The organism is Streptomyces gelaticus, assembly GCF_014649535.1.
Lineage (GTDB): Bacteria > Actinomycetota > Actinomycetes > Streptomycetales > Streptomycetaceae > Streptomyces > Streptomyces gelaticus.
This window is the reverse complement of record NZ_BMTF01000003.1, coordinates 278,837-299,429: the sequence shown is the minus strand read 5'-3', so window position 1 is coordinate 299,429 and position 20,593 is coordinate 278,837. Positions and strand designations below refer to the sequence as shown.

Sequence of the window (20,593 nt, the reverse complement as noted above, 5' to 3'; positions counted from 1 at the left end):
CCGGTCGGGACCCTCGCCGTGCCCGTGTCCACATCCGTACGCGAAATCCGCATTCAACCACCCGCGCGAGCGAATAGGACACTTGATATCACTTGGCCAACTTAATTACTCATTGGTCCATCCAGGCGCATTCGGCTCATCCATCCGTTCCCGGCGGCCACCGGCGCGTTGTGAATCTCGTGGAACCACGAGACTTCTGGGAGCGGAACACCGTCCTGGCGGAAGCTTTTTGCGCCAGCGACGAACGTATGCGCCGTGCACAGGCGTTGCTGGACGAAATGCAGGCGGAGCGGGCCAGAACGCTGGCCGCCTTCGCCGTCACCGTCGGAGACGACGGATCGATCGCGGACCTGATGGGCCTGAACGAGCGCGAAGTGCGGTTGGCACGACGCACCGTGGGCCGCACCGACGCCCGGTCCCTCGCCGAGAAGCTCCTGAGCCGGTCCTCGTCGACCGCGGGCAAATCGGCGGGCGAGCCTGCCGCCGCGCCGGAGAACGCCGCTGCGCGCCCCGTCGACAAGACCCCTCCACCCCCGCCCGAAGCGCCGCAGCCCGCGCCGCCACCGGTTGCGCCCCCGGCTGCACCCCCGGTTTCGGCACCGGCCCCGGCCACGACGGGGACACTGGCCTACATCCCCGCGCCGGCACCGCCGCCCGAGGTGGAGCACACCGTCTACTGGTCGCCGAGCATGGACTCCGTGCTGCTGTGGAGCTGGGAGTCCGGTCTCGATCTGCAGACGGTGGCCGCCGAACTCGGCCTGGAGGTACGCACCCTGCTGATGCGCGTACAGGAACTCGCCAACGACGGGCTGCTCACACTCACGAACCCGGTCGCGGACGTGAACCGGTCCGGGCGGCACCGCCGCGAAGAGGGTTACGCGGCGCTGTTCAGCCCCACCGCGACCTTCCCCACGCACGTGCCGTACTGAGGAAGGCGCCCCCGTCGCCCGGGTGACACGGCCCCGGCCGGAGGGCCGGCCGGGGTTCCCCCGTTTCTCCCGCCCACGGGCCCGCCGCGCTCAGCGCCGCGCGGCCACCGCATCGAACCAACGGACGATCTGCGGACCCGACTTCATGTACGTGGTGTTGTGGTCGGCCCCGCCCTGGTCGACCACCGGGGCCTCGACGCCCCGGGCGGCCAGATCGGCGGCGCAGTGGCGGGCGTTGGCGATCGGGACATCGGTGTCACCGGACGAGGAGTAGAGCCGTACCGGAACCTGCGGCTTCCAGGCGCAGTTGCCGTCCTGGGCGCGCGCCGCGTCCAGCAGGCCCCCGGTGGGGTGCTGGAGCCGGCGGTAGTAGTCGTCGGTGAGCAGTTCCTTCAGCGTCGCGGGCAGGGCCGGGATGATCTCCTCCTCGGTGTGGCCGGTGTCGAAGAGGTCGTCCACGATGGCGGCGTACGGCTTCGAGAACGCCTCGGAGGGGTCCTTGTAGAGCGGGTGCAGTCTGCTCTGCGCTGTGAGGTAGTACGAGATGTAGAAGACGGCGCTGGTGTCGTTGACCCTGCCGTCGAACAGTGCGGGCATCTCCGCGTGTTCGATGTCGTAGGGGCCCGATACGGGGGCGAGGGCCCGGAGCGTGAAGTGCCGGTCCACGCCGTTGCCGAGGGCCTTGCCCAGGGCCATCGCGACCTGGCCGCCCTGGGAGAAGCCACTGGCGTACACATCGCCGGTGAGCGGCCGGTCCAGGCGCCGGGCGGCGGTGCGTGCGGCCCTCAGCATGTCGACGGTGGCGGTGACGGAGGACTTGGTGTCCATGTACGGGTGGCGCCCGGGGCCCTTGCCGAGACCCAGGTAGTCGGGCGCGGCGACGGCACGGCCCGCCGAGGCGTGCAGGTACGGGGCGAAGCGGCCGAAGTCCTCGCCGACGGACGGTGCGTAGTCGCGGTGGGCCATGGTGCCGTGGGTGTCGGAGACCAGGTCGAGCCGGTGGGGCCCGCCCTTGGGGAGGGCGAGGAGGCCGGTCGCGGTGGTGGGAGCGCCCTGCGGGGTGACGGTGCGGTAGGTGAGGCGGTAGGCCCGCAGTCCGTGCCGGACGGTGCCGGTGTCCATGCCGCCCGCGGCGAGGAAGCGGGCGACGTCCGCGCGATCGAGGTCGGCCACGGGGGTGATGCCCAGCAGGGTGCCTCTGCCGTGCGCGGTGTCCGAGTGCCGTGCCCCGGGCGCCCCGACGGGCTGCTGGGCCACGGCGGGCGCGACGCCGAGCGCGGCCAGGACCAGCACCGCGGCGGCGGCCGTCGCCCGGCGGGCGATGCGCCGGCCCGTGCGCGAAGTCTGCTGTCCTGTAAGGCTGTTGTCGTTTTGCATGGCGCCGACGCTAGGCGGCCGGGCGCCGCGCCGGTATCGGCGTGGGCCCCCGGCCCGGGGTGCACCTGGCAACACCCCCGGGACGGGGGGCGAACCTGTCCCTCAGAGCCGCTGGATGATGGTCCCGGTCGCCAGGGCGCCGCCCGCGCACATCGTGATGAGGGCGAACTCCTTGTCGCGGCGCTCCAGTTCGTGCAGCGCCGTGGTGATCAGCCGGGCTCCGGTGGCGCCCACCGGGTGACCGAGCGCGATGGCCCCGCCGTTGACATTGACCTTTTCGAGGTCCTGCCCGAAGACCTGCGCCCAGCTCAGCACCACGGACGCGAAGGCCTCGTTGATCTCGACGATGTCGATGTCCTTGAGCGACATCCCGGCCTTGCCGAGCACCGCGCGGGTCGCGTCGATCGGCCCGTCGAGATGGAAGTGCGGGTCGGAACCGACCAGGGCCTGCGCGACGATCCGGGCACGCGGCTTGAGCTTGAGGGCGCGCGCCATCCGCTTGGAGGCCCACATGATCGCGCAGGCGCCGTCGGAGATCTGGGAGGAGTTGCCCGCGGTGTGGATGGCGGTGGGCATGACCGGCTTGAGCCGGCCGAGCCCCTCCATGGTGGTGTCGCGCAGTCCTTCGTCCCGGTCGACCAGGCGCCACATGCCCTGCCCGGCCGCCTGCTCCTCCTCGGTGGTCGGCACCTGGACGGCGTACGTCTCCCGTTTGAACCGCTCCTCGGCCCAGGCGACGGCGGCCCGCTCCTGCGAGATCAGCCCGAGCGAGTCGACGTTCTCCCGGGTCAGTCCGCGCTTGCGGGCGATGCGCTCGGCGGCCTCGAACTGGTTGGGCAGGTCGACGTTCCACTCGTCGGGCCAGGGCTTGCCCGGTCCGTGCTTGGAGCCGCTGCCCAGCGGCACGCGCGACATGGCCTCGACACCGCAGCTGATGCCCACGTCGATGACTCCGGCCGCGATCATGTTGGCCACCATGTGGGAGGCCTGCTGCGAGGAACCGCACTGGCAGTCCACGGTGGTGGCGGCGGTCTCGTACGGAAGGCCCACGGCGAGCCAGGCGTTGCGGGCCGGGTTCATGGACTGTTCGCCGGCGTGGGTGACCGTACCGCCCACGATCTGTTCGACGCAGTCGGCGTGGATGCCGGTGCGACCGAGGAGTTCTCGGTAGGTCTCGCCCAGCAGATAGCCGGGATGCAGATTGGCGAGCGCGCCTGAGCGCTTGCCGATGGGGGTGCGTACGGCTTCGACGATGACGGGTTCCGCGGCCATGAGCTCGTCCTCTCCTCGCACTTCCGCAGGGGCGTCCCGGCGCCCGCGGATGGAACTAGTACGCGTTCTAGTTCTTTAGCAGTCTTATGAGGCTTACCCCCGGTACGCAAGAGTGCTGCACGCTCCTTGCATACCGCTTCATGCCGGCCACACTCACCCTTCATGCAACAGAACGGACCGCCACTCTTGCCAGTTGTAGAACTCGTTACTACCTTTCCGTCAACATCTGATGGGTCGTCAGGCAACGTCCGGGCGGCCCTCGGACCGACCTGGAGCTGCCGATGCCCTGCCCCCATCTGCCCGAAGGGTTCGACTTCACCGATCCCGATCTGCTCCAAGCCCGCATTCCGCACCCGGAGTTCGCACAGATGCGGCAGACCGCACCTGTCTGGTGGTGCCCCCAGCCGGCCGGTGTCTCCGGTTTCGACGACGAGGGCTACTGGGTCGTCACCCGGCACGCGGACGTCAAGTACGTCTCCACCCACCCGGAGCTGTTCTCCTCCCACACCAACACCGCGGTCATCCGCTTCAACGAGTCGATCAGCCGGGACCAGATCGAGGTCCAGAAACTGATCATGCTGAACATGGACCCGCCCGAGCACACCAGGGTCCGCCAGATCGTCCAGCGGGGCTTCACCCCCCGGGCGGTGCGCTCGCTGGAACAGGCCCTGCGCAACCGCGCCCGCTCGATCGTCGAGACCGCGCTCGCCGCCGCCGATGAGGACGGCTCGTTCGACTTCGTCACCAATATCGCCGTCGAGCTGCCGCTCCAGGCCATCGCGGAACTCATCGGCGTACCGCAGGAGGACCGGGCCAAGATCTTCGACTGGTCCAACAAGATGGCGGCGTACGACGATCCCGAGTACGCGATCACCGAGGAGGCCGGCACCGAGGCGGCCATGGAGATCGTCTCGTACTCGATGAATCTGGCCGCCGCCCGCAAGGAGTGCCCGGCCAAGGACATCGTCTCCCAGCTGGTCGCCGCGGAGGGCGAAGGGAACCTCTCCTCCGACGAGTTCGGCTTCTTCGTGATCCTGCTGGCCGTCGCCGGGAACGAGACCACCCGTAACGCCATCAGCCACGGCATGCACGCCTTCCTCACCCACCCCGATCAGTGGGAGCTCTACAAGCGCGAGCGCCCGGAGACGACCGCCGAGGAGATCGTCCGCTGGGCCACCCCTGTGGTCTCCTTCCAGCGGACCGCCGCCCAGGACACCGAACTGGGCGGGCAGCAGATCAAGAAGGGGGACCGGGTCGGGCTGTTCTACTCGTCGGCCAACAACGACCCCGAGGTCTTCGAAAGCCCGGAGAGCTTCGACATCTCGCGCGATCCCAATCCCCACCTCGGCTTCGGCGGCGGCGGTCCGCACTTCTGCCTCGGCAAGTCCCTTGCCGTGATGGAGATCAACCTGATCTTCAACGCGATCGCCGACGTACTGCCCGACCTGCGGCTGGTCGGCGATCCGCGGCGGTTGCGCTCGGCGTGGCTCAATGGCATCAAGCAGCTCCAGGTCGGCACCGCCAAGCGCTGACCGCCGCCGTCGGTTCCGGACGGCGGGGGCTCGCCACGGGTGACGAGGGCTCGCCTCGGACGGCGGGAACTCGTCTCGGACGGCGGGGGGTCTCCTTCCTCACGCCCCGGTCCTCGCCGTCCGTATCCGGTGCCCGGCACCCCGCCCCGCCGCCGAACCCCCGCGCGGGAGACGCACAACGGCGCGGGGATCATGGCGGCATGCACGCCCTGCTCTCCGCCTTCGCCCCCATCTGGATGCTCACCGCGACCGGCTACGCGGTCGGCCGCAGCGGTCTGCTGGGCGATCGCGCGGAGGCCGTGCTCGGCCGGTTCGTCTTCCATGTGGCCATGCCCGCCGCCCTGTTCACCATGGTGTCCGGTGCACGGCTGGACTCCTTCGCCAACTCATCGATGGTGGCGTTCGCCGCGGGTACCGTACTGGTCTGCGTTCTCGGGTTCCTGGCGGCCGGCCGGCTCTTCGGACGGGGCACGGCCGACCGGGCGATCGGCAGCATGACGTCGGGTTACGTCAACTCCGCCAACCTCGGCATTCCGGTGGCGGTACAGGTGCTCGGTGACGCCTCGTTCGTCGCCCAGATCATCCTGTTCCAGGTCCTGTTGGTCTCCCCGGTGATCCTGACGCTGCTGGACACGGGGACAGGCACGGGACCGACGGCGGCGGGGGCGCGGTCGGGGTCCGGGAAGGCGGTGGTGTTCCGGCGGATGCTGACCATGCCGGTCCGCAACCCTGTCATCATGGCCTCGTTGCTCGGGGTGGCCGTGTCCGCGCTCGGACTGCGGCTGCCGCACGTGCTCGCCCACTCCTGCGACCTGCTCGGCGCCGCCGCCGTGCCGACGGCCCTGATCACGCTGGGGATTTCCCTGAACGCCCGCCCGGCCGCAGCGGGTTCGACAGAGCTCGCGCCGAACACGGCACAGCCTGTGCGTACGGAGGGCGCGGGGCGCACGGCGCGTGCCGAAGTCGCCGTGACGGTCGCGCTGAAGACACTGCTCCAGCCCCTGATCGCGTTCGCGGTCGGCGGTCCGCTGCTGCATCTGCCGGAGCACCAGCTCCTGGCCGTGGTGCTCTGCTCGGCGCTGCCGACCGCTCAGAACGCCTTCATCTACGCCCAGCAGTACAAACTGGACACCCGGCCGGCCCGCAATGCGGTGGTGGCCTCGACAGTGGTCTCCATGGCGACGCTCTCACTCGCCACATGGGCGCTCGGGGCGACCGGCTCCTGAGAAGGCTCTGAGCCGTTCGAGTGGCGGACCGGGGCCGGAGGGCGGATGCTGGTCAGGCGGCGATCCACGCCGAAGGGGTGCCGGAACGAGGTGTTCGTCCCGGCACCCCTTCGGCCCCTTCGTGTTCTCAGAGCTGCTTGCTGCCCAGCGCCTCGTCCGTCGATCTCGGTTCCGGCACCGGTGCCGACAGCTCCAGGTCGCCCCGCGGTTCCGGAGCGCCCCGCGGCTCGGCCGCCGCCGGTACGGTCACCGGCCGCAGCCTCCGTGGTCCGGCCAGCACATGGGTGAGCCCGAAGCCGAGCGCGACCACGACCGCTCCCCCCACCGCGTCCAGCACCCAGTGATTGGCCGTGGCGATGATCGCGAAGACCGTGAAGAGCGGGTGCAGCAGCCCCAGCGCCTTCATCCACGCCTTCGGGGCCAGCATGACGGCGACCACCCCGCACCAGAGCGACCAGCCGAAGTGCAGTGAGGGCATCGCCGCGTACTGATTGGTCACCGCGGTCAGGCTTCCGTAGTCCGGCTTCGCGAAGTCCTGGACGCCGTGGACCGTGTCGATGAAGCCGAGCCCCGGCATCAGGCGCGGCGGGGCCAGGGGGTAGAGCCAGAAGCCGACCAGCGCGAGCAGGGTGGCGAAGCCGAGGGTGCTGCGGGCCCAGCGGTAGTCCGCGGGGCGCCGTACGTAGAGCACTCCGAGGATCGCCATCGGCACGATGAAGTGGAACGTCGTGTAGTAGTGGTCGAAGAAACCCCGCAGCCGGCCGATGTCCACGACCGCGTGATTGACCCGATGTTCGATGTCGATGTGCAGCCACTGCTCGATGGAGCGGATCCGGCGGCCGTGGTGCTCGGCGGTGGCACGGCCGGCCGTGGCCGCGAGCCGGACATGGGCGTACGCGGAGTACACGACCCTGATCAGGAGCAGTTCCAGCAACAGATTGGGCCGGCTCAGCGCCCGCCGCCAGAACGGCAGCAGCGGAATGCGGCTCCAGCGGCCCGGGGCGGGGGCGGCGTGGCCCGTGGGGATCGGGTGCTCCCAGTACTCCGAGGTGCGCGGCAGGAACGGCACGGCGCAGGCCGCGGCGAGCGCGGCGATCAGCAGCACGTTGTCGCGTACGGGGAAGACCGCCTCGATGTTCGGCAGCAGCATGTCCCCCGGAAGGGTGAGCACCAGGACCACGACCGCGGGCCAGACCAGCCGGTCACAGGCCCGCTTGCCGACCCGGCCGACCACGGCGAGCAGCACCCACAGCAGCTGGTACCGCCAGGCGGTCGGCGAGACGGCGACGGCGACGCAGCCGGTCACGGCGACGGCGAGAAGCAGCTGCCCGTCCCCCGCGTACCGTGCGGCGCGACGCAGTCCGAAGAAGCAGACGGCGGCCGCCAGCACCCCGAAGAGCGCGATCTCCAGCGGGCCCGTGAGCCCGAAGCGGAGCAGGGCGCCGTGCAGGGACTGGTTGGCGAGGCTGTCCGCGTTGCCGCCGAGCCCGGTTCCCGCGACGTGGTGCACCCAGTACGTCCACGAGTCGCCCGGCATCACGGCCCAGGCGAGCGCGGTGCAGGCGGCGAACACGGCGCCACCGGTCACCGCGGCCGGCCGGCGCCCGGTCAGCCACAGCAGTACGGCGAAGAGCAGCACGGTCGGCTGGAGCGCGGCCGCCAGGCCGATCAGGATGCCCGGGGCGCGTTCCCCGCGGACCGCGAAACAGCCCAGCAGCACCAGCAGGACCGGCAGGATGCTGGTCTGCCCCAGGTGCAACGCGTTGCGGACCGGCAGCGAGAGCATCAACAGGCTGATCGCGACGGGCGCGGCCGGCAGCGCGGTACGGCGGGAGACCGGTCCCGGCAGCGCGCGGGCGGCGACGACGCCCAGCGCGGCGACGAGCAGCAGTGAGCCGAAGGTCCAGGCGATGCCCAGGCTCTGTTCGGCGGTACGGGTCAGCGGTTTCAGCACCAGGCCGGCGAAGGGGGTACCGGCGAACCGGTCGCTGTCGTACAGCGAGCCCGTCACATGCAGGACCCCGTTCTCGCCGATCCAGGTCTCCAGATCGGTGAGCCGTTCGCCCGGCGGCTCTCTCGGCACCGCCGCCATCTGCCGGACGGCCAGAGCGGCCACAACCAGCCAGAGCAGGGCTCGGGCGGTCCCGGTCCTCGCCCCCGTCGCCACGTCCGTGCGCACACTGTGTTCCGCATTCGCCACGCTGCGCCGACCCTCCCGCCGTTCCGGTACCCGTTCCTCGATCCGGGCGTGCTGAGAAACCTTCGCATTGCGTGACGAGACAGACCAATCAACCCCCTGACCGACATCCCGCTTTTGTCCGAAATGATGTCCGGGTGTACGACCGTGCCGGGCCGCCAAAATCGGAATCATGGCCGGAACCGGAACCCCGGTTCGTACGTCCCTTTCCCGTGTTCGTCGATCACGGGGGAGGCAGGCAGTACATGCGGCGCACAAGGGGGAAGCAGAGTGTGCGGGGTGAGGGGCGCGCGTGGACGTCACGTGCGCTCTCACTGCTGCTGATGCTGGTGTCACTGCAGCTGGGTTCGCTGATCAGTCCGGCGTACGCCTGTGGCTGCGGGGCGATGGTCCCGAGCAGGGAGTCCCAGGTCGCGGTCGACCGGGAGACCTCGGTGGTCGGCTGGGACGGCCGGACCGAGCAGATCGTCATGCGGCTCACGGTCCGCGGAAACGCGCCCGAGGCGGCCTGGATCATGCCGGTGCCGCACCGTGCGAGCGTGGAGCTCGGTGATCCCGGTCTCTTCTCCGAGCTCTCCGTGCTCACCGAGCCCGAGCTGGTGACCAGGCACTACTTCTGGCCCCGCTCCCACGACTGGCCGTTCTCCGTCTCCGGCAACGTCGGGGACGGTGCCGCGGCTCCCTCGGCCGGGGCCCCGGCGGTCGAGGTGGTCGGCCGGGAGCGGCTCGGCCCCTTCGATGTGGCACGGCTGGCCGCGACCGACCCGCAGGCGCTGCAGAAATGGCTGTCGGACAACGGTTTCGAACTGCCCGACCGGCTGGCGACGGCGCTGAAACCCTATGTCGACCAGAAGTGGGAGTACGTCGCGATCCGCCTCGCTCCCCGGGACAGGGGCAATCCGCTCGTCGGCACTCTCGAACCAACTGCGGCTGCGCTTCGCCAGCGAGCGGCTGGTCTACCCGATGCGGCTGTCGAAGCTCGCCTCGACGCCGCAGCAGCTCGGCCTGTACGTCCTTGCCGCGCACCGGATGGAGCCGAGCGGTCCGATCGGCGGCGAGGCGCCGGAGGTGACGTACGCGGGCCGGATCGATCCCCGGTCGGTGGCGGACGACACGGTCCACCTCGAAAGGCTGACGGGCGGGAAGCCGGTGTACCTCACCGCGATCGAGCAGTCGTTCCCGCACCCGGAGCGGATCGACGGCGACCACGAGCTCCGCGCGGCCGACGCCGACACCCCGTACCGGAGGCAGGTGTACAGGAACGAACTGCTGACCGTGGGCGGCGTCCCCGTCTGGGTGCTGTCGCTGCTCACGGCCGTGCTGACGGTCGTCGCGGTGCTGCTGGTGCTGTGGAGCCGGCGACAACGGCGGGTGCCGCCTGCGGCGGGTGCGGCGGGTGCGGCGGGTGCGCCGGGCATGCGGTGAAACCGTTGGCCCGCTTGATCGTGCTCAGGTCAGAATGACCGGCATGACCTGGACGTTGGCCCCCGAACCGTTCGACTCCCCCGACGCGTCGTCGCTGCGCCGCGACTACTACGACGAGGTCGCCGGCCGCTACTGGGGGCGGCCCGCCACCGCCGAGGAGATCGACGAGGGGCTCACCGACGACGGGGCCGAGCTGCTCGTCCCGCCCACCGGTCAGTTCGTCGTCGGCCGGTTCGACGGGACGGCGGCGGCCTGCGCCGGGCTGCTGGTGGTGGACGCGGACACCGCGGAGCTGACCCGGGTGTTCGTACGCCCCGAGCACCGCGGCACGGGCGGCGGCGGGCTGCTCCTGGCGGCCGTCGAGAACGCGGCGCGCGCCTTCGGCATCCGCACACTCCGCCTCGACACCCGTAACGACCTGGTCGAGGCGCGGGGGCTGTACGCCAAGCACGGCTACCGGGAGGTCCCGGCCTTCCACCGGCGGCAGTACGCGGAACACTGGTTCGCGAAGGAACTGCCCGTGGCGGCCTCGACGTCCGCGAGGGCGTAGCGGAGCTCGTCGTACGGCTCAGGCCGCATGGTCAGGCGCCGCATGGTCCCGTTTCGGTTCGGGGCTGTGCGGCCGTTCCTTGCTCGACCCGCTCGTCTCGGCGGTCAGTTCCTCCACGAGTCTGACCAGATCGGTCGGGCGGTCCGGCCCCCACCAGTCGCCCAACAGCTCGGCCATGGACTCCTCGCGGGCCTCCGCGAGCTTCACCACCGCTTCCGAGCCGGCCGCGGTGAGCACCAGTTGCACCCCCTCGCGTCGCACCAGTCCGCGTTCCTCCAGCTGACGGGCCGCATCGCTGATCACCCGCAGCGGCACCGGGGCGATGTCGGCGAGCATGGCCGGCTCGACCGTGCCGTGCCGTCTGATCCGCAGCAGCATCCAGCTCGCCGCGGGCAGCAGGTCGTAACCCGCCCTCTTGGTGATCTGCACATAGATCTCGCGGCGCCCCGCACGCGTGGCGAGCACCGAGAGGGCGCGGGCGCATTCGTCGTACGAGGACCGCTCGACCGGGTTCGACGCCAGGGTCTCGGTGGGCTCGGGGGCGGTCACCGAGCCGCGCAGCTTGTCCTCCTTGAGGAACCAGGCGAAGACGAAGGCGATCAGCACGACGGGAGCCGCGTACAGGAACACGTCCGTGATCGATGTCGAGTACGCGTGGAGCACCGCGGGCCGCAGTGCGGGCGGCAGTTGCCCGATGGCGCGCGGGTCGGAGGCCAGACCGTTCACCCCGGCCCCGGGTGGCAGCGTGTGACCGGCGAGCGCGGCGGCCAGTTTGCCGGTGAGCCGGTTGGTGAAGATCGTGCCGAAGACGGCCACACCGAACGAGGCGCCGATGGAACGGAAGAAGGTGGCCCCGGAGGTGGCGACGCCGAGATCCTCGTACGTGACGGCGTTCTGCACGACCAGCACCAGGACCTGCATCACCAGGCCGAGCCCCGCGCCGAAGACGAAGAAGTAACTGCTCATCTGCCAGGTGCTGCTGGTCTCCGTGAGCCGGTGCAGAAGCAGGAGCCCGATGGCGGTGAGGCCGGTGCCGGCGATCGGGAAGACCTTCCAGCGGCCGGTGCGGCTGACGATCTGGCCGGAGGCGGTCGAGGTGAGGAGCAGGCCCAGCACCATCGGGAGCATGTGCACACCGGACATCGTCGGCGAGATGCCGTGCACCACTTGGAGGAAGGTCGGCAGATAGGTCATCGCGCCGAACATCGCGAAGCCGACGACGAAGCTGATGACGGCGACGAGGCTGAAGGTCCTGATCCGGAAGAGCTTCAGCGGGATGACGGGTTCGGCGGCCCGGCGCTCGACGTGCACGAAGGCGATCAGCAGCAGCACGCTCAGGACGGCGAGACCGATGATCTGGGCCGAACCCCAGGCCCAGGTGACGCCGCCGAGCGAGGCGATGAGGACCATGCAGGTGGCGACGGAGGCGATGAGGAAGGTGCCGAGGTAGTCGATGGTGTGCTTCGCACCGCGGACCGGGATGTGCAGCGCGGCGGCGATCACCAGGAGCGCGACGACACCGATCGGCAGGTTGATGTAGAAGACCCACCGCCAGCTGAGGTGCTCGGTGAACAGTCCGCCGAGGAGCGGTCCGAGGACACTCGTCGCACCGAAGACCGCCCCGAACAGGCCCTGGTACTTGCCTCGTTCGCGCGGCGCGACGAGATCGCCGACGATCGCCATCGAGAGCACCATGAGGCCGCCGCCGCCGAGGCCCTGGAGAGCCCTGAAGCCGATGAGCTGCGGCATGTTCTGGGCGACGCCGCAGAGCGCCGAGCCGATGAGGAAGATGACGATGGCGGCCTGGAAGAGTTTCTTGCGGCCGTACTGGTCGCCGAGCTTGCCCCAGAGCGGGGTCGCGGCGGTCGACGCCAGCAGATAGGCCGTGACCACCCAGGAGAGATGTTCCAGTCCACCGAGGTCGCTGACGATCGTCGGCAGCGCGGTGGAGACGATGGTCTGATCGAGTGCGGCCAGGAGCATCCCGAGAAGCAGCGCACCGATGGCCACGAGTACCGACCGCGTGGAGCGCCCCTCACCTGGGGCCTGGGCCGGGTCCGGGGGGCTCAGATGCTGGGCCATGGAACGTCTCCTCGGGTCCGCTACATCCCCATCCTGGCCTTTCCGTACGGTTATGGCCTGCCGAGCAGGAACGGACCGGAAGCGCCGCCCGGAATGGAAGGGATTGGCTTTCTCGGACATGTTTTTGTATCGTGATGGAACAAAGTAGCCTCCGCCCGCCACCCCCTGACCGGCGGGCGAGGCTGCTTGTTCCTTGCCCTCGCTTCCCCGCGCCCTGGAGCCCGCCCATGCCGGCCACCGTCCTCACCGCCCGCGCCCTCCTCCTGGACATGGACGGCACCCTGGTGAACTCCGACGCCGTCGTGGAGCGCTGCTGGCGGCGCTGGGCGCTGCGCGAGGGGCTGGACCCGGAGGCCGCGCTCGAGGTCGTCCACGGACGGCAGGGGTACGCCACCATGGCGGTGCTCCTCCCGGACCGCCCGATGGAGCAGAACCACGCGGACAACCGGGCCATGCTCGCCGAGGAGACCGCCGACACCGACGGAGTCGTGCCGATCGGCGGCGCACACGCCTTCATGGACGCGATCGCCGCACTCCCGCACGCCCTGGTCACCTCGGCCGACGAGGCGCTGGCCCGGGCCCGGATGACCGCGTCGGGCCTGCGGATGCCGGAGGTCCGTGTCACCGCCGAGAACGTCGGCGCGAGCAAGCCGGACCCGGAGGGCTTCCTCAAGGGCGCGGCCGAGCTGGGCTTCGCCGCGTCGGACTGCGTCGTCTTCGAGGACTCGGAGGCGGGCATCGCAGCGGCCCGGGCGGCAGGCATGCGGGTGGTGGGCGTCGGCCCGCGCGCCGGGGCGCTCGCTCCCGACGCGCACGTCGAGGACCTGACGCAGGTCCGGGTGGAAGCGGCATCCGACGGCTCGATCCGACTGCACATCGACGCGCGACAGCAGCACTCCTGAGGGCCTCGGCCCGGTTGCGCCCGGCCTGTACCGCTCCGGCTCCGCGGCCTCAGTTCCGGTGCAGCCGCCCCCGCGCCACCAGTTCGAGCACCGTCGCGACGGCCGCCGACTGCACGGCCATCAGGGCTACCAGTACGAACAGCTGAACGGCCCCCGCCTGCAACGGTGAGGCGCCGCCCAGCAGCATGCCCACAAAGGCGCCCGGCAGAGCCACGAGCCCCACCGTCCGGGTCTGATCGAGGCCCGGCAGCAACGCATCCGACGCGGCGGGCCGGGCGATCTCCATCCTCGCGTCCCGGTCGAGCAGCCCGAGCGCCATCCCCGCCTCCACCTCTCCGCGCCGGGTCGTCAGCTCGTCCAGCGCCCGCCGTCCGCCGAGCACGGTCGCGGTCAGCGCACCGCCGACGAGGATGCCGGTCACCGGAATCAGCGCGATGCCCCGGACCGGGACGAGTCCGGTGATCAGCAGCAGGGCGACCACCGGCACGACCCCCGCCGCGATCGGCAGGGCCGCCCACCACCAGGTGCGATTGCGGGTGACCCGGCGGCCCGCGGTCCGTACCGCCACGGCGAACATCAGCGCCACGAACGCGAGCAGCGGCGGAATCGAGTGGACCACCCAGCCGATGAGCAGGGAAACCGCGGCGAGTTGGACCGCCGCCCGCAGCCCGGCCAGAAGAATCTCGCGCGACCGGCCGAGCGAGGCCAGAGCGGCGACCCCGGCCGCCGCCGCGAGCAGCACGGCGAGAACGACCCCGAGCGTGACGTTGACCGGTAGCAGCACGCCGCAACCTTACGACCGGCCCGTCTCCGGCCGATCGCGCGAATCGTCCGTCAATGGTGCCGAACTGTCGCCGCGTCAGACTGTGCGCCCGCGCAGATGCGGACGTACGCCCCCATGCTGCAGACCTGTTCGTCAGAACTCTTGATGTGACGTGCCCATGTCGTCACCCTGTTACCTGGTGCCCACCCCACGGAAACCTGGCACCGCCACGATGGCCGGGCCCCACGGGCCACCCGTCCAAGATCCCCCCACATCAAGGGAGTTCGCATGTCTGGTGTCTACGCGCGTCGCCTCGCCGTCGTCGCCGCATCCGCCGCTTTCGCCGCAACCACCGGTCTGCTCACCGCCCCCACCGCCCAGGCGGCCATGCCCACGCCGGTCTCCGCTTCGACCGCCCGCACCTACCTCAGCGAGCTGACCGTCGCCGCGGAGGGCTCGTCGACCGGCTACAGCCGCGACAAGTTCCCGCACTGGATCACGCAGTCGGGCACCTGCAACACCCGTGAGGTCGTCCTCGAGCGCGACGGCACGAACGTGACGCAGGACTCCAGCTGCGCCGCCGTCAGCGGCACTTGGTACTCGGAGTACGACGGCGCCACCTGGACCGCCGCGTCCGATCTGGACATCGACCACATGGTCCCGCTCGCCGAGGCCTGGCGCTCGGGCGCCAGCAGCTGGACGACCGCCGAACGCCAGGCGTACGCCAACGACCTGACGCGCCCGCAGCTCATCGCGGTCACGGACAACGTCAACCAGGCCAAGGGCGACAAGGACCCGGCCCAGTGGATGCCCTCGCGCACCGCGTACCAGTGCACGTACGTACGGGCCTGGGTGCACGTGAAGCACTACTACGACCTGACCGTCGACCCGGCCGAGAAGAGCGCCCTGCAGTCCGTCCTGAACAACTGCTGATCCCCGCACCGGACCCGGGCCCCCGCCGGGGCCCCTGAACACACCCCCTCCAGCGCCGTTCCGCGCCGTACGGAGCCGTGCATGCCGCACGGCTCCGTACTCATGCGCACGGGCCGCCGCAAGAGCGAGACCTCGCCACCTCTGCGCGCGCCCCGGAATCATCGACGCGTTTCGGCCGAGTACAGCCACTCATGGCCGACCCGCCCACGGCCCGCGAACCCGACGAGCGGCGGCTCTCGACGTCCGACGCCAGGAGGCCCGCCGGGCCCGCGAGGAGGCCCAGACCGGTCGTGGTTCGTGCGGCCACCTCCCGATCGCCGCCTCGCCGCCGCGACTCCGGCCGCCATTGGTCCACCGCGCGGAGCGGTGGCTCGTGACGCCGCGCCCCGCCCCGGTCCGGGCGACGCCCGCGGCCCACACCGCACAGCCCGCCTGCTCACCCGCACACAGCTCGTTTCCCGCCCCGCCCGGAACCGACATCCGCTTCGGCCGGAGCCGGACGGGACGCCGACGAGTGGTTCAACAACCGGCTCACACCTCACCCCCGCATGGCCGGAAAGTTGCGCCGCCATTGGTTCAGGCCAAGGCGACGAAGGGAGGTTCGCAGCTCAAGGCGCGGTCGCACCGAAAACCGACCGCCAACCGTAGAGCGATTTTCAGCCCGCCGACAAAATGTTGAACTTGCAAGCATTGGTGAGGTTTCCCTAATCTGAGGCACCCGATCGGTTCACGTCCCCACCAGACCGAAGGAGCCCCCATGCAGACCCGCCTGAACCAGGCTCAGCCCTACGCACTCAGCCTCTTCCGGATCGTCATCGGCCTGTTCTTCGCCTGTCACGGCGCCGCCTCGCTCTTCGGCGTCCTCGGCGGCGCGATGAACGGCGGCTCCATACCCGCCGGCACCTGGCCCGGCTGGTACGCGGCGGTCATCCAGTTCGTCGGCGGCATCCTCGTGCTGCTCGGACTCGGTACCCGTGTCGCCGCCCTGATCTGCTCCGGCTCCATGGCGTACGCGTACTTCAAGGTCCACCAGCCCGAGGCACTGTTCCCCCTGCAGAACGGCGGTGAGCCGTCGGCCGTCTTCTGCTGGGCGTTCCTCCTGCTGGTGTTCACCGGTCCCGGCGCGCTGGCCCTGGACCGGCTGTTCAGCCGGGGTGGCGCGGAGCGCGACAAGGACCGCGCATCCGAGCAGGCACCGCCCGTAACGGTCTGATCCGCCCGCGGCCGCTCCCGCCGCCCACGGACCGCTCCCCCGGGGGCCGGCGCGCGTGCCGTTCCTCACGTACATCCAGGCGTGCGCCCGGAACCAAGGCTTCCCATTTCTGGGTGTACGTGAGGTTCCCAACATCATTCGTATTTGTGGATCACCGGATGAACGCCAGGCGTACGCTGTACAGCTGACCCTGCCGCTCCTGCCGCTCCCCTGCGACGTCGCGGCGTTGTTCCGAATCGGGGAGTAGTAGGTGCTTGAGAGTGTGGGCGCGCTGACCGGCAGCCCATGGATCTACGCCGTGGTCGCCGTTTCGGTGCTCCTGGACGTCTTTCTGCCCCTGCTGCCCAGCGGGGTCCTGGTGATCACCGCCGCCACGGCTGCCGCCGCCGGTTCGACGACCGTCGCGAGCGCGGGCGCCGCCGGGCAGGTGACCGAGGTCCCCTCGCTGCTCGCCCTGATCCTCTGCGCGGCCGCCGCCTCGGTCCTCGGCGACCTCGTCGCGTACCGGCTGGCCTGGCGCGGCGGGGAACGTCTGGACCGGGCCATAGCCCGGTCCCGCCGCCTCACCTCCGCACAGGAACGCCTCGGCGCCGCCCTTGCCCGTGGCGGCGGCATCCTCGTCATCATCGCCCGCTTCGCCCCGGCCGGGCGCTCGGTGGTCTCCCTGGGCGCGGGCGCCGCGCACCGCAAGGTCAAGGAATTCCTGCCCTGGTCGGCGCTGGCGGGCGTGGCATGGGCCGGCTACAGCGTGGGCCTCGGCTACTTCGGCGGCCAGTGGCTCGGCGCGACATGGGTGGCCACGGCCGTCTCGGTCCTCGCCCTGTTCGTGGCCGGTGCTCTGGCCGCGTACTTCATGCGCCGCCCTGCGGCGGAGGCCGCCGCCGCGGCATCGGCGGGCGCGGCGCCCACTACGGCGTCCTGACCGCGCCCCGGATCTCCAGCCCGTCCAGGAGTCTGACGGTCGCCTCGGTGATCTCGTCGACGGCCCGGTCGAACACCTCCTGGTTGTGCGCGGCCGGAGCGCGGAAGCCGGACACCTTGCGCACGAACTGCAGGGCGGCGGCCCGGATCTCCTCCTCGGTGGCTTCTTCGGGGATGGCGGGCGGACGAAGGGTCTTGATGCTGCGGCACATGTCTCCAGTGTGAACCGCACCACCGACAACCACCCCGCCTCCGCCCCGAGCCCGGTGCGGCCGCTTTCCCACTCCTCACCGGGTCCGCTCGACGGCGGGGATCGCGTACGTGCCGTCGAGGATCCCGGCCCCCGGCGCGCAGAGCCTGAGCACCAGCCGGAAGTCCCCGTCGGGCGCGGACAGCCGGTTCACCACCGGAGCCTTCGCCGCCGGGTCCGCGTCCGGGCCGTCCGGCCGCTCCCGCCCGATGCGGACCGTCAGTGAACCGTCCTGTCCGTACACCGAGCCGCGCCCCGTCAGGGTCCTGCCGATCCGCTGACCGGCCATGTCGTACACGGCCAGGGACCAGCCCGCGTCGACCGGCGGCCGGCCCCCGAAGCGGAGCTGGTAGGAGTGGGCCCCGTTCAGCCGCTCGCCCCGGGCGTCACCGAGCGCATGGGCGTACACCGCCTCGTAACCGTGCACGCCCCACAGCCGGCCCCGGGCCGCCACCGCCCTGGTCCGGTAGGACGCCTCCCGGTCGGCGATCCGCCACTCCGGGGAGTCGATGGTTCCGACGCCGTAGTGGTCGAGGTTGTAGTCGAAGAGATGCGGCTCCATCACCCATCCCTCGCGCGCCGCATCGGCCCGGCCCGCCTCCTCCACCCATGCTCTCCCCAGCGTCAGGCCCTCGGTCAGCGCCCGGCGAAGAGCGGGGTCGGCGCGGGTGTACGGCGAAGGCCCCTCCTCCAGCAGCCCCAGTGGCTGGAAACGGTCCTGGTACGCCTGGTCGGGCGCGGACGGCGGGAAGTCCGCCATCCACACCCTGAGCTGCTCGAAGAACCGCAGCGCCTCCGGTACGTCCGGGTCGGGCGCGGGCAGTCCCGTACGGTGCATGCCCGGTTCGACGTATGTGACGGCCGGCTGCTCCAGCTGTTCCCGGAGCACGCGGCCCCGCTCGGGATCGTCACCGTCGGCGCAGGTGGTGCGCCCGATGGCGGAGACGACGGAGGTGGGTGCGTCGATGACCCCGCGCACGCCGCCGGGCACGCTGCCCGCCCAGCCCGGGGGAACGACGAGCCAGTCCCCGTCCCGGGCGACGGCCGCGCGGCGCCCGATGTACGCGAAATTGTTGGTCCAGGCATCAACGAACTGGAACACCCAGTACGCATTGCCCCCGCCGTCCGCGCCTTCGGTGCCGGCCGCCTCGGCCACGGCTGGAAGGCGCAGCAGTACCGGCCCGCCGGAGAGGTCGAGAGGGGCGACGGAGCGGACGGTGTCGTCGCCGACGGGCGTGAAGGGCACGTCCGGATCGGCCGGCCGGTCCGCGTGCGCGAAGTGGTTGAAAGGCGTGGGCGGCAGCGGACCGAAGCCCGTGTGCATGAAGCCCTCGACCACCGACAGATCACGGACCAGCGGATACCCGTAGACATACGCCTCGGTGGCGAGAGCGACGAGATCCACGTCTGCCTCCAACCCTTCGGGACCGTCCCCCGCTCAGATGACCGCCTTCGAGCCGCCCGTGCACAGGGCCCAGATCACGAACCCGTCGATGGCGACGGAGATGAGCGCCCAGACCGGCTGGTACGGCAGCCAGACGAAGTTGATGATCAGGCTGATGGCGGCGATCACCACACCCGTGGCACGGGCCCAGTCGGCGCCCTTGAGGATGCCCCAGCCGACGACTCCGAGCACGATGCCGAGGACGAGGTGGATCCACCCCCAGGAGGCCACGTCGAACTTGAAGGTGTAGTTCCTGACGTGTGCGTACACGTCGTCGGAGGCGATGCCGCTGATGCCCTTGATCACTCCGAGGACACCGTCGACGAGCAGCAGGACACCGGCGAACATGATCCCGCCGGCGGCCCAGGGGTTGACGTCCCCCTGGCCGGTGGCACCGGCGGGGGCCGGACCGGGCATGGGCGCTGAATGTGCCATCGGAACTCCTTGGCCGGATCGGGACTGCGGGACAGAACCGACCCTGCGTGGCGCCCTCCCGTGCGACCACTCGGACACGCCCGTACAGGTGACGTCCCGGATGGCGGTGCACGGGACCACGAAGCCGTTCGTGACGACGTTCCGCAACGAAGGCTGGGTATCTGCGAGGAGCGGAAAAGCGGTGGACAAAGTTCGCGCGAGCGGCACACTGACCCGTGTGAAACGGCTGCTGGTGGATGTGGAGAGCGTCACTACGCGGTTGGTACGTCGATTCGGCCCCCAGGTCGCCGGATGGTGCGCCGACACGCCGGATCTCGTCGCGCGACTGACGTCCCAGTGGGGACTCTCGATCGGTGAGCCCCTCCCGGACGGTGCTTCGTCGGTCGCGTTGCGGTGCCGTTGGCCCGACGGCACGCCTGCGGTGCTGAAGGTCAGTCCGGAGCGGGCCCTTCTGATCGAGCAGGTCGGAATGCTGGGGTGGTTCGCTGCCTCGGGCCGGGTGCCCTCTGTGCTGGCCGTCGACGAGGAGGCGGGCGCAATGGTGTTGGAGGAGATCAGGCCCGGAACGCCGGCGGAGGACATGCCTGCCGCTCCGCTGCCGGGACAGTGGTCGGATCTGCTCGCTGCCTTGCACGGGGTCGCTCCGCCTCGGCTGCCGACGCGTGAACTGCGTGAGCGGTGCGAGGAGGCCTTCGCCCGGGTCGGCAGGCGGCTGTCCGAGCCTGCGATCGGTGCACGGATGGACGTCACCGCGTGGGACAGGGCCGTCCAGCGGTGCGAGAGGCTGCTGGACACCGAAGCGACAACCGTGTTGCTCCACGGTGACCTGCACCTGGGCAACGTGCTCGACGGTGGCGCGGAGCGCGGTCTCATGGCCATCGATCCGAAGGCCTGTGTCGGTGATCCGTGCTTCGACGCTGTGGACTACGTCGTGGCCGGCGCCGGGCTGGAGGGCGTCGAGACCCGCTGCGCGCGCGTGGCGGCGGCGTGCGGGCTCGACGGCGATCGGCTCCATGCCTGGAGCCAGGTGATCGCGCCGTTTGCGGCCATCGCCCACCTCGGTGACGGTGGCGAGAATCCGGTGATCGATGAACTGCTCGCGTTGACCCGGTGAGCACACCCGGTTTTCCCGATCGCCTCGT

18 protein-coding genes and 1 pseudogene are annotated in these 20,593 nt (G+C 70.7%); 10 read left to right on the top strand and 9 right to left on the bottom strand.

What is annotated here, in order from left to right:
* The first annotated feature begins 248 nt into the window (after positions 1-248).
* The gene (locus IE107_RS06190) at positions 249-929 is read left to right on the top strand and encodes a hypothetical protein (RefSeq protein ID WP_229866720.1); all 681 of its coding nucleotides are present in this window, start codon (positions 249-251) and stop codon (positions 927-929) included.
* A gap of 90 nt (positions 930-1,019) precedes the next feature.
* Here IE107_RS06190 and IE107_RS06185 read toward each other — a convergent pair whose 3' ends face one another.
* Together IE107_RS06185 and IE107_RS06180 are read right to left on the bottom strand one after the other, a co-directional pair.
* The gene (locus IE107_RS06185; RefSeq protein WP_189541832.1) at positions 1,020-2,306 is read right to left on the bottom strand and encodes an alpha/beta hydrolase; all 1,287 of its coding nucleotides are present in this window, start codon (positions 2,304-2,306) and stop codon (positions 1,020-1,022) included.
* 102 nt (positions 2,307-2,408) lie between these two features.
* On the bottom strand, positions 2,409-3,578 hold the full coding sequence (locus IE107_RS06180; protein ID WP_189541830.1) for a steroid 3-ketoacyl-CoA thiolase: 1,170 nt from the start codon (positions 3,576-3,578) through the stop codon (positions 2,409-2,411).
* Between the two features lie 281 nt (positions 3,579-3,859).
* On the opposite strand from IE107_RS06180, the gene IE107_RS06175 reads away from it, so the two are divergent.
* Positions 3,860-5,110 carry a cytochrome P450 gene (locus IE107_RS06175; RefSeq protein ID WP_189541828.1) on the top strand — a complete coding sequence of 417 codons (1,251 nt, stop codon included), beginning with the start codon at positions 3,860-3,862 and terminating at the stop codon, positions 5,108-5,110.
* A 200-nt stretch (positions 5,111-5,310) separates the two neighbouring features.
* Positions 5,311-6,336 (top strand): AEC family transporter, encoded by a 1,026-nt coding sequence (locus tag IE107_RS06170; RefSeq protein ID WP_189541826.1) that lies wholly within the window; start codon positions 5,311-5,313, stop codon positions 6,334-6,336.
* 127 nt (positions 6,337-6,463) lie between these two features.
* Here IE107_RS06170 and IE107_RS06165 read toward each other — a convergent pair whose 3' ends face one another.
* Both IE107_RS06165 and IE107_RS34750 read right to left on the bottom strand, forming a co-directional pair.
* Positions 6,464-8,467, bottom strand: coding sequence for a bifunctional glycosyltransferase 87/phosphatase PAP2 family protein (locus IE107_RS06165; RefSeq protein WP_189542129.1), 2,004 nt, complete (start codon positions 8,465-8,467; stop codon positions 6,464-6,466).
* A 289-nt stretch (positions 8,468-8,756) separates the two neighbouring features.
* On the bottom strand, positions 8,757-9,005 hold the full coding sequence (locus IE107_RS34750; RefSeq protein ID WP_229866741.1) for a hypothetical protein: 249 nt from the start codon (positions 9,003-9,005) through the stop codon (positions 8,757-8,759).
* On the opposite strand from IE107_RS34750, the pseudogene IE107_RS06160 reads away from it, so the two are divergent.
* Together IE107_RS06160 and IE107_RS06155 are read left to right on the top strand one after the other, a co-directional pair.
* A pseudogene (locus tag IE107_RS06160) lies at positions 8,887-9,958 on the top strand (DUF2330 domain-containing protein). The gene IE107_RS34750 and the pseudogene IE107_RS06160 overlap by 119 nt on opposite strands.
* A gap of 43 nt (positions 9,959-10,001) precedes the next feature.
* Positions 10,002-10,508, top strand: a complete 507-nt coding sequence (locus tag IE107_RS06155; protein ID WP_189541824.1) for a GNAT family N-acetyltransferase — start codon at positions 10,002-10,004, stop codon at positions 10,506-10,508.
* A gap of 18 nt (positions 10,509-10,526) precedes the next feature.
* Here IE107_RS06155 and IE107_RS06150 read toward each other — a convergent pair whose 3' ends face one another.
* Complete coding sequence (locus IE107_RS06150) at positions 10,527-12,590, bottom strand: MFS transporter (RefSeq protein ID WP_189541821.1); 2,064 nt, start codon at positions 12,588-12,590, stop codon at positions 10,527-10,529.
* Between the two features lie 227 nt (positions 12,591-12,817).
* Here IE107_RS06150 and IE107_RS06145 point away from each other — a divergent pair, with 227 nt between their 5' ends.
* Positions 12,818-13,492, top strand: a complete 675-nt coding sequence (locus IE107_RS06145; RefSeq protein WP_189541819.1) for an HAD-IA family hydrolase — start codon at positions 12,818-12,820, stop codon at positions 13,490-13,492.
* 49 nt (positions 13,493-13,541) lie between these two features.
* Here IE107_RS06145 and IE107_RS06140 read toward each other — a convergent pair whose 3' ends face one another.
* Positions 13,542-14,276: an ABC transporter permease gene (locus IE107_RS06140; protein WP_189541817.1), complete on the bottom strand. Its 735-nt coding sequence runs from the start codon at positions 14,274-14,276 to the stop codon at positions 13,542-13,544.
* Positions 14,277-14,543: 267 nt separating this feature from the next.
* On the opposite strand from IE107_RS06140, the gene IE107_RS06135 reads away from it, so the two are divergent.
* From IE107_RS06135 to IE107_RS06125, 3 genes are all read left to right on the top strand, one after another.
* On the top strand, positions 14,544-15,188 hold the full coding sequence (locus IE107_RS06135; protein ID WP_189541815.1) for an HNH endonuclease family protein: 645 nt from the start codon (positions 14,544-14,546) through the stop codon (positions 15,186-15,188).
* A 757-nt stretch (positions 15,189-15,945) separates the two neighbouring features.
* Positions 15,946-16,401, top strand: a complete 456-nt coding sequence (locus IE107_RS06130; RefSeq protein ID WP_189541814.1) for a DoxX family protein — start codon at positions 15,946-15,948, stop codon at positions 16,399-16,401.
* A gap of 250 nt (positions 16,402-16,651) precedes the next feature.
* Positions 16,652-17,323: a DedA family protein gene (locus IE107_RS06125; protein WP_189541812.1), complete on the top strand. Its 672-nt coding sequence runs from the start codon at positions 16,652-16,654 to the stop codon at positions 17,321-17,323.
* On the opposite strand, the gene IE107_RS06120 is transcribed toward IE107_RS06125, so the two are convergent.
* The 3 genes from IE107_RS06120 to IE107_RS06110 form a co-directional block, all read right to left on the bottom strand.
* On the bottom strand, positions 17,310-17,534 hold the full coding sequence (locus IE107_RS06120; RefSeq protein WP_072483455.1) for a DUF2277 domain-containing protein: 225 nt from the start codon (positions 17,532-17,534) through the stop codon (positions 17,310-17,312). The two genes, IE107_RS06125 and IE107_RS06120, sit on opposite strands and share 14 nt — an antisense overlap.
* 75 nt (positions 17,535-17,609) lie before the next feature.
* Positions 17,610-18,977 (bottom strand): DUF1254 domain-containing protein, encoded by a 1,368-nt coding sequence (locus IE107_RS06115; protein WP_229866719.1) that lies wholly within the window; start codon positions 18,975-18,977, stop codon positions 17,610-17,612.
* A gap of 33 nt (positions 18,978-19,010) precedes the next feature.
* A complete protein-coding gene (locus IE107_RS06110) occupies positions 19,011-19,451 on the bottom strand; it encodes a DUF7144 family membrane protein (protein WP_189541810.1) in 441 nt (146 codons plus the stop codon).
* Between the two features lie 238 nt (positions 19,452-19,689).
* Between IE107_RS06110 and IE107_RS06105 the strand changes: the two genes are divergently transcribed.
* Complete coding sequence (locus tag IE107_RS06105; RefSeq protein WP_189542127.1) at positions 19,690-20,565, top strand: aminoglycoside phosphotransferase family protein; 876 nt, start codon at positions 19,690-19,692, stop codon at positions 20,563-20,565.
* Positions 20,566-20,593 lie beyond the last annotated feature (28 nt).